Annotated in this window: 15 protein-coding genes; 2 read left to right on the plus strand and 13 right to left on the minus strand. The window is 42.7% G+C overall.

Features of this window, described 5'->3' with window-relative positions; all coding sequences use genetic code 11:
* Positions 1-26 precede the first annotated feature (26 nt).
* Positions 27-1,658: a class I SAM-dependent DNA methyltransferase gene (locus ACT2CV_RS06290; protein WP_464974053.1), complete on the plus strand. Its 1,632-nt coding sequence runs from the start codon at positions 27-29 to the stop codon at positions 1,656-1,658.
* On the plus strand, positions 1,651-2,640 hold the full coding sequence (locus ACT2CV_RS06295) for a restriction endonuclease subunit S (protein ID WP_464972280.1): 990 nt from the start codon (positions 1,651-1,653) through the stop codon (positions 2,638-2,640). The genes ACT2CV_RS06290 and ACT2CV_RS06295 overlap by 8 nt, the downstream gene beginning before the upstream one ends.
* 106 nt (positions 2,641-2,746) lie before the next feature.
* Here ACT2CV_RS06295 and ACT2CV_RS06300 read toward each other — a convergent pair whose 3' ends face one another.
* The 13 genes from ACT2CV_RS06300 to ACT2CV_RS06360 form a co-directional block, all read right to left on the minus strand.
* Positions 2,747-3,532 (minus strand): hypothetical protein, encoded by a 786-nt coding sequence (locus tag ACT2CV_RS06300; RefSeq protein ID WP_464972281.1) that lies wholly within the window; start codon positions 3,530-3,532, stop codon positions 2,747-2,749.
* Between the two features lie 96 nt (positions 3,533-3,628).
* A complete protein-coding gene (locus ACT2CV_RS06305; RefSeq protein WP_464972282.1) occupies positions 3,629-4,069 on the minus strand; it encodes a Gp49 family protein in 441 nt (146 codons plus the stop codon).
* Positions 4,066-4,557 (minus strand): enoyl-CoA hydratase, encoded by a 492-nt coding sequence (locus ACT2CV_RS06310; protein ID WP_464972283.1) that lies wholly within the window; start codon positions 4,555-4,557, stop codon positions 4,066-4,068. The genes ACT2CV_RS06305 and ACT2CV_RS06310 overlap by 4 nt, the downstream gene beginning before the upstream one ends.
* Before the next feature lie 2 nt (positions 4,558-4,559).
* Positions 4,560-5,147, minus strand: coding sequence for a DUF4376 domain-containing protein (locus ACT2CV_RS06315; RefSeq protein WP_464972284.1), 588 nt, complete (start codon positions 5,145-5,147; stop codon positions 4,560-4,562).
* Positions 5,147-6,355: a hypothetical protein gene (locus ACT2CV_RS06320; RefSeq protein ID WP_464972285.1), complete on the minus strand. Its 1,209-nt coding sequence runs from the start codon at positions 6,353-6,355 to the stop codon at positions 5,147-5,149. The genes ACT2CV_RS06315 and ACT2CV_RS06320 overlap by 1 nt, the downstream gene beginning before the upstream one ends.
* Positions 6,356-6,382: 27 nt before the next feature.
* Entirely contained in the window at positions 6,383-6,949 is a 567-nt protein-coding gene (locus ACT2CV_RS06325) for a phage tail protein (protein WP_464972286.1), read from the minus strand.
* Positions 6,942-8,054, minus strand: coding sequence for a baseplate assembly protein (locus tag ACT2CV_RS06330; RefSeq protein ID WP_464972287.1), 1,113 nt, complete (start codon positions 8,052-8,054; stop codon positions 6,942-6,944). Before ACT2CV_RS06330 ends, ACT2CV_RS06325 begins: the two co-directional genes overlap by 8 nt.
* Positions 8,044-8,421, minus strand: coding sequence for a GPW/gp25 family protein (locus tag ACT2CV_RS06335; protein ID WP_464972288.1), 378 nt, complete (start codon positions 8,419-8,421; stop codon positions 8,044-8,046). Before ACT2CV_RS06335 ends, ACT2CV_RS06330 begins: the two co-directional genes overlap by 11 nt.
* 53 nt (positions 8,422-8,474) lie before the next feature.
* The gene (locus ACT2CV_RS06340; RefSeq protein ID WP_464972289.1) at positions 8,475-9,014 is read right to left on the minus strand and encodes a phage baseplate assembly protein V; all 540 of its coding nucleotides are present in this window, start codon (positions 9,012-9,014) and stop codon (positions 8,475-8,477) included.
* Positions 8,995-10,059: a phage late control D family protein gene (locus ACT2CV_RS06345; protein WP_464972290.1), complete on the minus strand. Its 1,065-nt coding sequence runs from the start codon at positions 10,057-10,059 to the stop codon at positions 8,995-8,997. Before ACT2CV_RS06345 ends, ACT2CV_RS06340 begins: the two co-directional genes overlap by 20 nt.
* On the minus strand, positions 10,052-10,282 hold the full coding sequence (locus tag ACT2CV_RS06350; RefSeq protein ID WP_464972291.1) for a tail protein X: 231 nt from the start codon (positions 10,280-10,282) through the stop codon (positions 10,052-10,054). The genes ACT2CV_RS06345 and ACT2CV_RS06350 overlap by 8 nt, the downstream gene beginning before the upstream one ends.
* Positions 10,263-11,210 (minus strand): phage tail protein, encoded by a 948-nt coding sequence (locus tag ACT2CV_RS06355; protein WP_464972292.1) that lies wholly within the window; start codon positions 11,208-11,210, stop codon positions 10,263-10,265. Before ACT2CV_RS06355 ends, ACT2CV_RS06350 begins: the two co-directional genes overlap by 20 nt.
* Positions 11,210-13,320: phage tail tape measure protein (locus tag ACT2CV_RS06360; protein ID WP_464974052.1), on the minus strand; the 2,111-nt coding region annotated here is incomplete at its 5' end. The genes ACT2CV_RS06360 and ACT2CV_RS06355, both read right to left, overlap by 1 nt.

Genomic DNA, 13,320 nt, shown 5'->3' on the forward strand with positions numbered 1-13,320 from the left:
AGCACAGCACAGCACAGCAGGCTCAAATTCTAGCCGCCCAACAAGCCTTTCTTAACGAACTCGATGCCAAACTCTGGCAATCCGCCGACAAACTCCGCCAACAGCTCGATGCCGCCAACTATAAACACGTTGTGCTCGGCTTGATTTTTCTCAAATACGTTTCCGACACCTTCGAACAGCAACGCGAAAAAATCCGACAAGAGCTGACCGACCCTGACAATCCCTTTTATCTCTCGCCCGAAGGCTACAGCGACAGCGAATATCAACAACTTTTAGCCGATGAATTGAACCAAGCCGATTATTACCAAAAAGACAACGTCTTTATCGTGCCGGAAAAAGCCCGTTGGAATAATCTCAACAAAGTCGTCAAATTCAATAACGGCGATCCGCTGCCTTGGGGCGATAAATTCAAAGGCGTGGCGAATTTGATTGATGATGCTTTCCAAGCCATTGAAAATCACAACGACAAACTCAAAGGCGTGATCCAACGCATCTCCCCCTTTAATGTGGATGAAAGCATCTTAATCGGCTTGGTCGATTTATTTTCCAGCACCAGTTTTACCGCCAAAGATTACAACGGCACGCCACTGCACCTTGCCGCCAAAGATATTCTCGGGCACGTTTACGAATATTTTCTCGGGCAATTTGCTCTTGCTGAAGGTAAGCGTGCAGGGCAATATTTCACCCCGAAATCCATTGTTTCCCTGATTGTCGAAATGATTGAGCCCTACCAAGGCAGAATTTACGACCCAGCAATGGGATCGGGCGGCTTTTTTGTGCAAACCGAACGCTTTATCCAAGCCCATCAGGGCAATATCAACAATGTTTCCATCTATGGGCAGGAATCCAATCCAACAACATGGAAACTGGCAGCAATGAATATGGCGATTCGTGGTTTGGAGTTCGACTTTGGCAAAGGCAGTGCTGATACATTACGTAATCCACAACATCCTGATTTGCGTGCTGATTTCGTGATGGCAAATCCGCCGTTTAATATGAGAGAGTGGTGGAATGCCAAGCTCGAAAGTGACCCTCGCTGGCAATATGGTAAACCACCTGAAGGCAACGCTAACTTTGCTTGGATGCAACATATGATTTACCATTTATCGCCCAAAGGCAAAATGGCATTGCTGCTTGCCAATGGCTCAATGTCTAGCCAAACAAATAACGAAGGCGAGATTCGCAAAAACATCATCAATGCTGATTTAGTTGAAGCAATGATTGCTTTGCCTAGTAATCTATTCACTAATGCGACTGTTCCCGCTTGCATTTGGATTTTAAACAAAAGCAAGAAACGTAAAGGCGAAGTGCTGTTTATCGATGCCCGCCAAATCGGCTATATGAAAGACCGCGTTTTAAGGGATTTCAAACCTGAGGACATCGCCCACATCGCCGGCACCTACCACCGATGGCAAGCTGCAGACGGCTATGAAAACCAAGCCGCCTATTGTTATTCCGCCACACTTGCCGAAATTGAAGCACAACAATTTGTACTCACCCCCGGACGCTATGTCGGCACCGCCGAACAGGAAGACGACGGCATACCTTTTAGCGACAAAATGCAAAAACTCACCGCTTGTTTAGCCGAACAATTTAAACAAAGTGCCGAGTTGGAAGCCAAAATCAAAGCGAATTTAAAGGAGTTGGGGTATGAGTAAGTTATCAGAAATTGTGGTATTTAACCCAACAAGATCTTTAAAAAAGGGAACTGTAACATCTTTTATAGAAATGGCTTCATTGCCTACTAATGCACGATATATAGAGAAAATTGAACTAAAAGAATTTAGTGGCTCTGGAACAAAGTTTAAAAATGGCGACGTTTTATTTGCTCGTATAACTCCCTGCCTAGAAAATGGTAAAACAGCTCAAGTTTTTGAATTAAAAGATGATGAAGTTGCTTTTGGTTCAACAGAGTTTATTGTTATGTCTGCCAAGGAACCAGAATTTGATCAAGATTACTTATATTATTTTGCTCAATTACCTGAATTTAGAGAATATGCCAAATCACGAATGGAAGGAACATCGGGAAGGCAGAGAGTTTCTTGGCAATCCTTATCAGAATTTGAGTTTAACTTTCCTGATAAAGAGAACAGAAAAAATGTAGGGGCATTTTTAAGTGCTTTCGACCAAAAAATCCAACTCAACACCCAAATCAACCAAACCCTAGAACAGATCGCCCAAGCCATCTTTAAAAGCTGGTTTATCGACTTCGACCCTGTGCGAGCCAAAGCCGCCGCCAAAGCACAAGGGGCAACGGACGATCAAGCCGACCAAGCGGCAATGGGCATCATCAGCGGAAAATCCCCCGCCGAACTTGCCACCTACCGCCAAACCCACCCCGAAGACTACAACAAACTCGCCCAACTCGCCCACCAGTTCCCCAGCGAATTGGATGTGATTGATGGTGTAGAAGTGCCGAAGGGGTGGGATATTAGCGTTTTGTCTGATATTTCATCAATGAGAAACGGATATGCATTCAAAAGTAGCGAATGGACTGATGAAGGCTTACCTGTCATAAAAATTGGTTCCGTTAAACCAATGATTGTTGAAGTAGAAGGAAATGGATTTGTTAGTGAAGAAAATCAATTTTCCAGACCTAATTGTTGCCGACCGCGAAATTTGAGAAAAATAACCACTTGAAGTGAGAAACGATTTTTAGCGCATTTTCTCAGTTCAAGTGGTTATTTGTTACCTAAGATTTTTGAGATTTAAGTACCTTTAAAAATGTCCTTAAAAGGCGTTTAAACTAGAATTTATAAACCAAGTTATCCTCATATTTGCCCGCATAGCTTGTTGAGGTGTTAATAGCAATGCGTTGGGCATTATCAAAGGCTTGCCAGTTTTTGACCTTATCTGTGATTAGATAATCAATAAACCGTATAAACTCGCTTTTGGTTGAGCTGAAAAAGAGGTATGGAGGTCTGGTTAAATCTATCAACCGTAAAAAGTCAACCAAGTCAAAGTAGCGCGCTTGTTTGTAACTAGCTTGATGGGTGCATAAATATGGTGGGTCAAGCATAAATAGCGCTTTGGGGTCATCCTTAAACTTGGGCAGTAAAGAGTGAAAACTCTCATTAACTACCTCAATCCCATCTAAATAGTCATCTGCACTTGGATAATCACTTTGGCGACAGCAGTGCCAAAAATCCTCTTTGAACAACTCATCCAAACCCCTTACCTGTTGACCACTAAATAGTAGCCATGCGCAAAGAATATGACTGTCAATATAACCATCAAAACCTTTAATTACATTGATGATTTGTTGTTTTAACTCTGCCGACAAACGCTTTTGTTTTGGCACATCTGCCAGTAGTGGATAAATAAGCTGTCGCAAGCGATTGATATCATCAATATGTGCTACGCGCTCAGCGTAATTATCAAAATCATTGTAAATAACGCGTGCTTTAGGCTTGATACGTTTTGCTACGTGGCTTAATAGACCGCTACCGCCAAAGGCATCAATAATTGTCCACCCCTCGCCATCATTGGGGATATTATCATTTAACACTTGCTTGTAGTGATTTAAAAACATGCGCTTTTGCCCAATAAATGGTAGCGGAGCTTGTTTAAAATGGACTACGCTTTGTTTGTTTGTTTGTTTGTTTGTTTGTTTGTTTGTTTGTTATTTTTAGTGTAATCCATCTACCCCCTCCACAATATCTAAATCACTTTGTGCATCTGCCCAATAAGAGCCATCGGCATTATGCCAATGGGTAGGTGGTAGCTCATCTCCGTTAAACTCAACTACCAATAACTTGCCAAAATCGCTCTCATGGACGATTTGAGCTGCATTGCCATTGCGTAATTTAACTTGACTAGGTTGTTTTTGCTCATACATTTTTTGTTTGAGCAAGTAGCCCTCTAGCACCCAAATTTTGTCAAAGGCATCCTCAAATGCCACCTTATCGCCCACCTCTTGATTGTAGTTTGACTCATCCACGCAAGCGCTTGTCCCCACAACATTAAAGCCGTTTTTAAGGGTGAGCGTGCAGATAGTGAGTACACCTTGATGCACGTACTCAGTGTTAACAATTAGGCTTTTTAAATACGCTGGAGTTACTTTGGTCATTTGTTAAGTCCTCTTACAATCTCTGCTAAATCATTTGGGCTAAATCGCCACCCGTCGGTGCTGTTAAAAAGGGTGTTAAAACACCACTCACTGCAAAAATATCGGCTGCGTTTGTGCTTAACACCAAATACAATGCCAAACGCGCCACACCAGTCGTATTTTGCGCCTTTAGTCTGATTAAAATAGCGGATGATTTGCTGCTCGGATATCATATTTATCGGAATCAGATCCCATTTGTCACGGTCTAGCAACATATTTTTATACCTCACACCGCCATCACGGATAGAGGATGAATAACAATCATAAGTAACGTAAGGGTATGGATCTCCACCAACAAACTCTTTCTTCTCAACCACAAGCTCACAATGGGAGTAGATACCCTTGGTCAATTTACGAGTAAGCCAGTCGCTAAAGCGTGCCAAAAGTGCGGTGGGATTTTTACCCGTTTTTTTGCCCTTGTAGAGAGCCAAATAGATTTGTGCCTCCATAGTTAATCTCCTTGATAAACCGCCGACCAGCCAGTGCTAAAATCATAATCAAGGGGGGTGTCCGCTTGCTCCATCAGCGCCTTGTGGCGTTCAGCGTTGGTAAAGTCTGCTTGCTCATTGAGTAGCATTTGCATAGATAATTCATCCAATAACGCTTTAGTGAGTGTCACAAAACTGTTATCCATGGTTTTCCATTGGATTGGCGGTAGCTGGTCTAGGGTACGCATAAAAATGTATTGTTGACGGCTTTCATCATTAGTATGGAACCACTTATCCACCGATTTAACATAGCAACCACCGCGCAAATTATCATGGCGTTTTTGTTTGATTTGCTCCCAGACTTGTGTTTGTTGTTCGGCTTTTAATTGGACTTGATGTTCATCTGAAATCACCCAAATGCCATTTTGTAATTTATGATAGGAGCTAGGTCGAGGGGATTGCTCTACAATTATCCCGTTGATTAACACTGGATTATCAAAAATATCCTCTGATTGCACCACAGTCTCGTTTCGGCTCATCAAATCCGCAGAATCTGGCTCAAGATTGCAACTTGCCACAAAATCACCTTGTTGATTAAAAATGTAGTACATTATTTTTTCACTCCTATCACAATATAATTGACGCTGGCATTATCGTATTTTCTGCCAGTACCCGGTTCTGTGTGTGTACCATTTATACTGTAAGTTTTAGCTGTAACCACTCTCCCTGTAAGGTAATAATCTAATACCATATAATTTGGGTTTCTACCGTCCAATTTACTTAACTCCGTACTGCGTCGGATTGATATGTGAAAGTAGCATTCATTTTCACTGAATCCCGCTGGTAGTGGTAAAGTTGAATTATTACCTACCGCCCCCGTTAATATTGCAATATCGCCTTTGAGAGCTAGCGTGCCACTTTTTTCTGGGACTGATACTTCGTAGTAATTTCTGCTGTTATTGATATCTCTCCGATAAAGTACAAATTTATTGCTATTACTCTCTATTATCATTTTATCTTGGCGACTTGGACGGATAATAGTTAAGCCCCCATATTGGCTAGTTGTAACATCTAGGTAAGTATTGCCATTATGGTGTACCCTGTACTGATCCACATATAAATCTTTATTAGCCTCTATTCTGTCCGACTTGATATAAATACCCCAACCATAAGCGTAACTATGTAATGCAATATCGTCATCTGATTCACGCTGATTACCCACATACCAGTTATTAACACCATTTTTTTTGCCTCTGACAAAATTATAACTACTGTCAAACTCCAGGTTGCCGGTCATTGTATCGCCACTTTTGCTTACTCTTCCGTTGGCGTTATCGTTTGCATCATTAGCTTTATTCAATGCCTCAACACCTTTATCGTGGGCAGTTTTCGCCGCTTTGCTTGTCGCCACATTGTCAGAGGAATCACTTGCCACTGAGTCGGATTTTTTATCATTTTTGATATAGTTACCCAATGCTTGCTGCACTGTTGCAATCATTTGCGCCAGTTTTTTACCCGCTTTGGCGGTGAGTCCTAAGCTTTCACTATCCAGTCCTGTGTCATTGGTGAGTTGCACAATCCCTTTTTGTGTGGTGCTGGCTTGGTCGATGGCGTGGCTATGACCTTGTGTATCAGAGGTATTGCTACTGCTTGCGCTAATGTCCTTAGGCTGTAAATGTGCTTTTAAATACTCAGTACGGTCCGCCAGTTCACGTAGTGGGCGGTTGGTAATGCCTTTTTCACCACCATGTACTGGGTCATTTTCTTCGATGAGGTAAACTTGATTTACCCATTTTTTTACTTGTGCAAAAAATCCCATTTAAACGTCCTTTAATCTACTTTAAAATTAGTTAGAGCCATGGTTATAAGTGCGGTCATAGCGCGCTTTGTTGTTGTATCGGATTGCTGCAGCTTTATAGTCCAGCACTGCCAAAATACATCTTGCGGGGGCAAAATTACGCAACACTTTGCGGATATTGGCAACCTGTTCATTAGTGACAGGTTGAGTGAGTCGGATAGCATAATGCGCCCAGCGTTCTTCAGTTGGTATGCGAGTCACATTGGTGTTTTCATAAACACGATCTTTTAACCCTTCGTCAATTTCGATTTCACCAAAACCAAGTTTGCGCAATACTTCTCGGATAGCACTTGGCGTGCCTTTACGTCGATGCAGTTCAATGGCATTTTTGATTAATGCTTGCTTCGAGCCTTCGCTTTCCGCTACAAACTCACCGTCATAGCCTGTTACACTCCATTTTTCCGCTAATAAGGGGGTAAATTCATCTCCTAGCAACTCAACTAACGTTGTCATAATTTGCTGAGTACTTAATTGCCCTAAACGTAAGCTTAAATCTGCAAGTGCGGTATATTTAGGGTCATTAACGATAATATCTGCATATTGCAACTTAGCCATTAGTGCGTCCTTCTGCGACTTCAATACTTAGGCTTGTACAGTTTGCCCATTCATTGTCTGCGACGACTGTTTTGCTCGGTTGGATAAGGTTGACATCATAAACTCCTTCAACACGCAATGCCGAAATAATGGCACTTGGCACAATGTCCATTCCTAGCTTTTTGGTTTTGTCCGATAAATATTGCTGCAGTGCGTCTCTTGCTTTGGTTTTAACAACGTCTTCGCGATAGCCATCTAACAAGGTTAATTCTGCGCGAATTTGATAATCTCGCTGAGTTGGTGCGATAACTTCTACGGTGTCACAAAGTGGGCGCAAGCGTTCTGCGCTGAGGTGTTTTTTTATATCTTGCAACAGGCGACTATCAGGGAGTCCCGTTTTTGTCAGTACAGTGATACGCACAAGCCCACCTTTAGGTGTAGCAATATTGACATCCGCAATGGCTTGTGAAACTGCTCGCGTATGGTAATCATAAGCAGCGATTGAGCCGCACGAGCTAAATGCCTCTGGTGCTGCGAGTATGCGCTTGCGATAGTCATCATCAGCTTCTCGGACTAATCCGCCACTAGAAATATCGACATTACGCACTTCAACTACAGTGGAATTTAGTGCAGTTTTGAGATTTTTAATGCGTCCCACTTCCCAACCATTGCCTTTCAATCCCACTTGATTACATTCAGCCTCAATTTCTACGTATGAAATGAGTGGAGTGATCACATCATCATTTAATGTGGCAAAATAAAGATCATCACTAACGGCGACTTGAGTGCCTTTAGGAATAAGAATGGATTGATGAACGCCTTGCACTGAAAAACGTAAAATACAACGTGCTGGTTTGTCTGTTAAACGGTAACACCCCATGGTTTCACCACATAAATCGAGAGCAATGCCTGTGGCGGTTTGTGGAAAGGTTTGACGAAATGCCTCGTTAATGCCTTTACGAGTTAATAATTCGCGGAAGGCATAGACATTAATAATCAAGCGTTCAATATGAGCAGGTTGCAACATTTTGCCTGTGTCTTTCTCATATTTCGCAATGCTATCGGCGAGAATTTGTTTTACATCTTCAGGCACCACTTTAATGTCGTAGCGGTTATTAATATCCATTGTGGCTTACCTCTGTCGCATGAATTTCGGGATAGACTGCATCGGTCAACATCCATAGCACAGTAAAAGTAAAGTGAGGAGCTGAGCCTGCAATTAACACCTGTTCAATGTTGATGCGTTTTTCCCAGCGTTGTAGCGCTTGGGTGATTTCGCGCACAAAATTTGGGATAGCAACATCTTCAGGCGCATCAATATAACGAAAATGATCAGAGCCAAATTCAGGACGCAGCACATCCGAGCCTTTATGCGTGGCAAGAATGTTAGCTATGCACTGATGGATATCATCAACACCTTGCACCACCGCTGATTTATCATCATGTGGTGAAAGTTGCCAATGGGTTGAATAGATACTGTCTTGTGTGTTCATAGCCTGAGGATACAGGCTATAACAAGGAATTGATTTTAAACTGGTTTAAAGAATTATTTGTCAGGTGTTGGTCCACCGTTATGGCGGTGGCTATCCAATACAACACCGTTAGAGGTAACAGATGGCGCATCAACAGAGGTGTCTGAAGTGATAGCCCCTGTAGCATGCAAATTACCATTGACTCGTGTATCCGCATGCACAATGGCTTGACCTGCGGTTACTATCACGTTGCCAGTGGTATTGACAATGACATCGCCTGTTTTGCGATTATGGGAAATCTCAGTGCCGTTACTAAACTTTTTCATCCACATGGCATTATCTTGTGTCGGAGTAGGATCTTGCTCGTTGTAAATCGTACCAAGTACACAACCGCCTTCACCACGAGCATCAAGTAGTATTGCCACAAGCTCGCCTTTATCAGGTAAGCAGTAAAACTGATTGCCACCTGCATTAGGTGTAAGAAACGGCAACCATGTAGTCTCCAAGTCTTCAAGTGCAGGGATTTTACACCGCACTTTGTGTTTGGCAGCATCTACTGCACTGACAATGCCTTCTTGATAGGTTGCACCGAAATTATGGGTTGGTTGTTTCATTTTTGGCTTCCGTTAGGTTTAAATCATCGGGGATAAATTCGAGCAGACGCACTTCAATGTCTGTGGTGTACCCCTGTGATTTTGCAAAGCGATGGCGCGAGGACTTGATGAGATATTTACCCGAAAACACACCAAGGTTGCGTAATTCTATCGTTGCGCCAGCCACGAGTTTTGGATTACCTACAAGACTGATATTACCTGCAGATTGGTCGTCATTTTGTTCCGCTAATGCCGCCTCACCACGTGCATCAATTTGTTCTTGTGTTTCACCGCGTGTCACCACTTTCAACACATCGCCACTTGCGGTTTGTGCTTGTTTCAATTGAGGGCGAAGCGCGGTGGATTTTTTACGTTTTTTGACTAGTTTTTTACCATTGGCATCATAACCACTAATATCCACTGCCTTGGCGGTATCTTTAATGCGGTCACGTAGGCGTAAACTCAGCACATCATGTTCATCCAATATCAACACAGGTTCACTGACACCTAACTCAGATTTGTCAGTAAATACCAACTGATTGTCCACAATCTTAAAACTATGATGATATTCACGTGCTAAACGAGCTAAAAATTCCACATCCCGCTCTTGATATTGCGTAATACGTTTAATCGGGATGTGTTTGATTTTGCCGACCACTTTCAATTTCAGCTGTTCTGCCACTTTGTTTACCACTTGTGCAAGAGTGGTGTTTTCAAAGGCTTTTGGCTTTAAGGTGCGATTGGACTTGCTAATCCCTGTACTAAGCGCGCGCAACTGAATAGTTGAGGGTTTGTAGCGATATTCCACTTCATCTATTTCAAATGCACCAATATCTACGAGTTGCGTGCCTTTGTAGCCAATTGCGGCTTTGAGCTTATCACCTTGTGTTGGGAACCACTGGCGAATCCATTTTCCGCTTTTGTCGTAAAACTCAACAGATAGCTCGTCCGATTGCCCTTCAAGATAATCAGTGTAATTAAGCTCAATTAAATCAGGCTCAATATCGGCAGTGATATTGGTTTGCTCATAAAAAAGTGAAAAATCAGGTTGTGGCACATTACTCATCTCGACCTCTTAGCCAAGGTGGCATATCTGCATTATTAGTTGCTTTAACTTGCAAAACGGGGATAAACAACACCGCACCAGTGGGTAGCATTTCACATAGGCTGATGTGAGGATTGGCATCAATAATACGACTGTATTCACAGGCGTTACCGTAATAATGATAGGCAAGACTGTCCCAACGCTCTCCTTGTTTGACGATGTGCTTAAGATAGGTTTGTGCCATTATCTGTCTCCGTTTCTTCTATTGTTTCATCGCTGCGCAATACAATCCAAGCTGTCATTTTCGCCACGCGTGGCGCGAGCATATCCATACTATTATTCACATTATTTAATGCGGTATCAGCAGGAGTAAACCAATCATCCCATGCGTTTTCTGTATTTGCACCACTGAAATGCTGGCGCATAGTGTTGAGTTCGTCATAAATCGAGGCAACCTCTTGCCCGAATTCAGCGACCATAGGGAGTACCTTTTGTGCCTCAGAAAATATATTGGACAGTAATTTCACCTCACTAAAACAGCCTAAAGCCTGATCTAAACCCGTTAGGGCGTGTGGTAAGTGATTAATTGCCGCCAAAGGATTATCAGCAAATTGACGTACCAAGGCGACAGTATTACGCACCTCATCCACAATACGTTTACCTTGATTGTAATATTCCAGCCCTTTTTGCACCGCATTTTTGACCTGTGACAAACCATTAGTTATACCTGCAGGCAATAACGACCCCAACAATGAGCCACTAGACAAATTCAACGCCGCACCGAGAGGATTATTTTCAAGTTCTCCAGCATATTCTTTTAGGCTGATATCCATTTCACGACAGAGCACATTGCCTTCAGCATCAGTAAATAGTGTGGTTGAACTAATAGCGGTAATCACAAAATTACCTCGATATTTACCTCGTCCCCAAATGAGCGCGAGTGCTTCTTGCTTAGATTGTGCTTCCAATAAGGCTTGATAGCGGCTTTCTACGCCACCTAAGCGATAATGCAAACGCAAGGTAAAATGTGACTCAATGAGCTTTTCCCCCATGGCTTGCAGTTGTGGCTTGCCTTTTAACACCTGATGTTCAGCAAATTCAGCTGCATGGGTTTCATTAAAATCAGTGAGATTGGCAGGCTCAAAGGAAATATTGCCGAGCATAAAATACATTAATAAGCCCTCCGTTGACGTTGATCTAATACGCGATTTAATAGCTGTTCAAACTCTATTAAACTCATATTTAAGCCCTGTTGAATATCGTTTAATAATCCTGATTTTTCCTGACTACCATTAACTTGAATGGTTGGGTTAAAGTTGATGTTAATCGCTTCGCGTCCTTGTGTATCTCTCTCAATTTGGTGTTGTTGATAGGTTTGTTGTAAGGATTGATAAGGTTGTGTTTCAGCTTGTGAAGAAAGCGCGGTCATTTTTAGCGCAGTTTCTGCCGACATGCCTTGTTGCATCTGTTCGCTAATTTTGGCGATAGATTGGGTAGCGATAGGGGCGCTTTTATCCAAACCTATTGCCAATCCTTCAACAGTATTGACACCAAACCCCATAAATACGCGGCTAGGACTGTGAATACCCAGTTTTTCCTTAAACCAAGAAGTGATATTACCGCCAAGGTCCAACACACTTTGTTTCACACTTTCCCATGTGTTTTTTATACCATTGACTAAACCGTCGATGATATTTTTACCAAAGTTGGTAAACATGGCAGGCATATCAACTCCGAACCATGAGAGGACAGCTGAAAAAGCTTGCTGAAAGAGCGCCAATGGATTGAAAGCAAGGATTAGATTGCCGAGTTGGTTAAAATTGCCTGAGAATAGAGATGTAACACTTCCCCAAAGGTTACTGAAATAGATGGTTACACTATCCCAAACGGAAGAAACCCATTCTCCAACTCCAGACCACGCACCCTTAATCCATTGCCAGGCGCCTTCAAAGTAGCCTGTAATGGTTTGCCAAAGGGCTTGGAATTTCGGTTGAAGGGTTGCCCAGTTGCTCCACACATAATAAGCAGCTGCAGCGATAATACCGATCACTATTAAGATAGGGTTTGCCATTAAAGCACGTCCGAGGAAAAGCATAGCTTTACCAGCAAGGGTAATGCCTTTCACTAAAGCACCGCCGAGAACTTTAGCTAGCCCCCAAGCTGCTTTGCTAACAAAAACAATCCCTTTGAACAATAAGCCTGCAAGTATTTTGCCAAGATTGAACGCAAACATACTTGCCTTGGCGATATAGACAATGGTACGCCCCAATCCAACCGCAAGTCGTACAACACCTGAAAATAATTTAACCACGCCCCATTTAAATGAAAGAAGGATTGCTAATCCTAATGATAAAGCACTTTTCATGGCTAAAAATCCCCCTGCAGCCCCAATAACTGCACCGCCAACTTGCAATGCCATGGTAACCAGCTCAGAATTAGCATCAATCCATTCGACAATGTTGTAAATTATCGGCTTGAGCCAATTGACAAAGGTATTGATAACAGGAAGTAATTTTTCGCCAATCGTGTTCCCAATTTCAGTAAAACTATTTTTCAATAGTTGCAAATTGTTTTCAGTCGTTGCACTTCGGTTTTGAAATTCTCGCTCCATTGAGCCGATATATTTCAAATTTCCGTTTTCATCGCGCTCTTCAAGCAAGCCGAGCTGACGGTTGTATTCCGCGGTGTTTTGTGCCAACAACATCATGTCATCGGCATATTGGCGACCGAACATTTTGGCGAGGATTGGGTATTGCTTGTCTTTTGGCAATTTCTTCACGCGCTCAATAAAATCTGAAATCGCGCCTTGCGCGTCTTTATTCATTGCTTTAGCAAAAGATTTAGGTGTTAATCCTAACATCGCTAATTCTTTGGCGTGCTTTCCAGCCTTTAAGTCTGCAAAAGAGGCACTCATCCCTTTAATGGCTTGCGCTGCCAGCTCAGGGGCTTTACCCATTGAAAGAAAAGTTGAACCCAATGCGGCAGCTTGATTTTCGGTTAACCCCAACATTCTTGTATCCGAACCTGCGCGAGCGATCACATTCACAATATCTGCTGCTTTAGCATTTGCGTTGTCTGATAAATGATTGATCACATCGCCAAAACGTGCCATTTCCTTGATAGGTTTACCGAGTACGTTTGCCATTGTTGCCATTGCCGTCCCTGCATCGCCTGCTGCCATATCAAAAGCAACACCCATTTTGGCTGCGTCCTGCGCATAACCAAGCAAATATTCTCGAGCGATACCAGCTTGTCCTCCTGCAGCCACAATCGCTGCTATTT

The sequence above is a fragment of the Reella acinonychis genome (assembly GCF_052384575.1).
GTDB lineage: Bacteria > Pseudomonadota > Gammaproteobacteria > Enterobacterales > Pasteurellaceae > JBQSUQ01.

What these genes read in the sequence shown, in the direction of transcription:
- ACT2CV_RS06350 (WP_464972291.1), bottom strand. Translation starts at nt 10,282, where the DNA reads ATGGCACAAACCTATCTTAAGCACATCGTCAAACAAGGAGAGCGTTGG.
- ACT2CV_RS06310 (WP_464972283.1), bottom strand. Translation starts at nt 4,557, where the DNA reads ATGGAGGCACAAATCTATTTGGCTCTCTACAAGGGCAAAAAAACGGGT.
- ACT2CV_RS06330 (WP_464972287.1), bottom strand. Translation starts at nt 8,054, where the DNA reads ATGGATATTAATAACCGCTACGACATTAAAGTGGTGCCTGAAGATGTA.
- ACT2CV_RS06345 (WP_464972290.1), bottom strand. Translation starts at nt 10,059, where the DNA reads ATGAGTAATGTGCCACAACCTGATTTTTCACTTTTTTATGAGCAAACC.
- ACT2CV_RS06305 (WP_464972282.1), bottom strand. Translation starts at nt 4,069, where the DNA reads ATGACCAAAGTAACTCCAGCGTATTTAAAAAGCCTAATTGTTAACACT.
- ACT2CV_RS06355 (WP_464972292.1), bottom strand. Translation starts at nt 11,210, where the DNA reads ATGTATTTTATGCTCGGCAATATTTCCTTTGAGCCTGCCAATCTCACT.
- ACT2CV_RS06320 (WP_464972285.1), bottom strand. Translation starts at nt 6,355, where the DNA reads ATGGGATTTTTTGCACAAGTAAAAAAATGGGTAAATCAAGTTTACCTC.
- ACT2CV_RS06315 (WP_464972284.1), bottom strand. Translation starts at nt 5,147, where the DNA reads ATGTACTACATTTTTAATCAACAAGGTGATTTTGTGGCAAGTTGCAAT.
- ACT2CV_RS06295 (WP_464972280.1), top strand. Translation starts at nt 1,651, where the DNA reads ATGAGTAAGTTATCAGAAATTGTGGTATTTAACCCAACAAGATCTTTA.
- ACT2CV_RS06325 (WP_464972286.1), bottom strand. Translation starts at nt 6,949, where the DNA reads ATGGCTAAGTTGCAATATGCAGATATTATCGTTAATGACCCTAAATAT.
- ACT2CV_RS06340 (WP_464972289.1), bottom strand. Translation starts at nt 9,014, where the DNA reads ATGAAACAACCAACCCATAATTTCGGTGCAACCTATCAAGAAGGCATT.
- ACT2CV_RS06335 (WP_464972288.1), bottom strand. Translation starts at nt 8,421, where the DNA reads ATGAACACACAAGACAGTATCTATTCAACCCATTGGCAACTTTCACCA.
- ACT2CV_RS06300 (WP_464972281.1), bottom strand. Translation starts at nt 3,532, where the DNA reads ATGTTTTTAAATCACTACAAGCAAGTGTTAAATGATAATATCCCCAAT.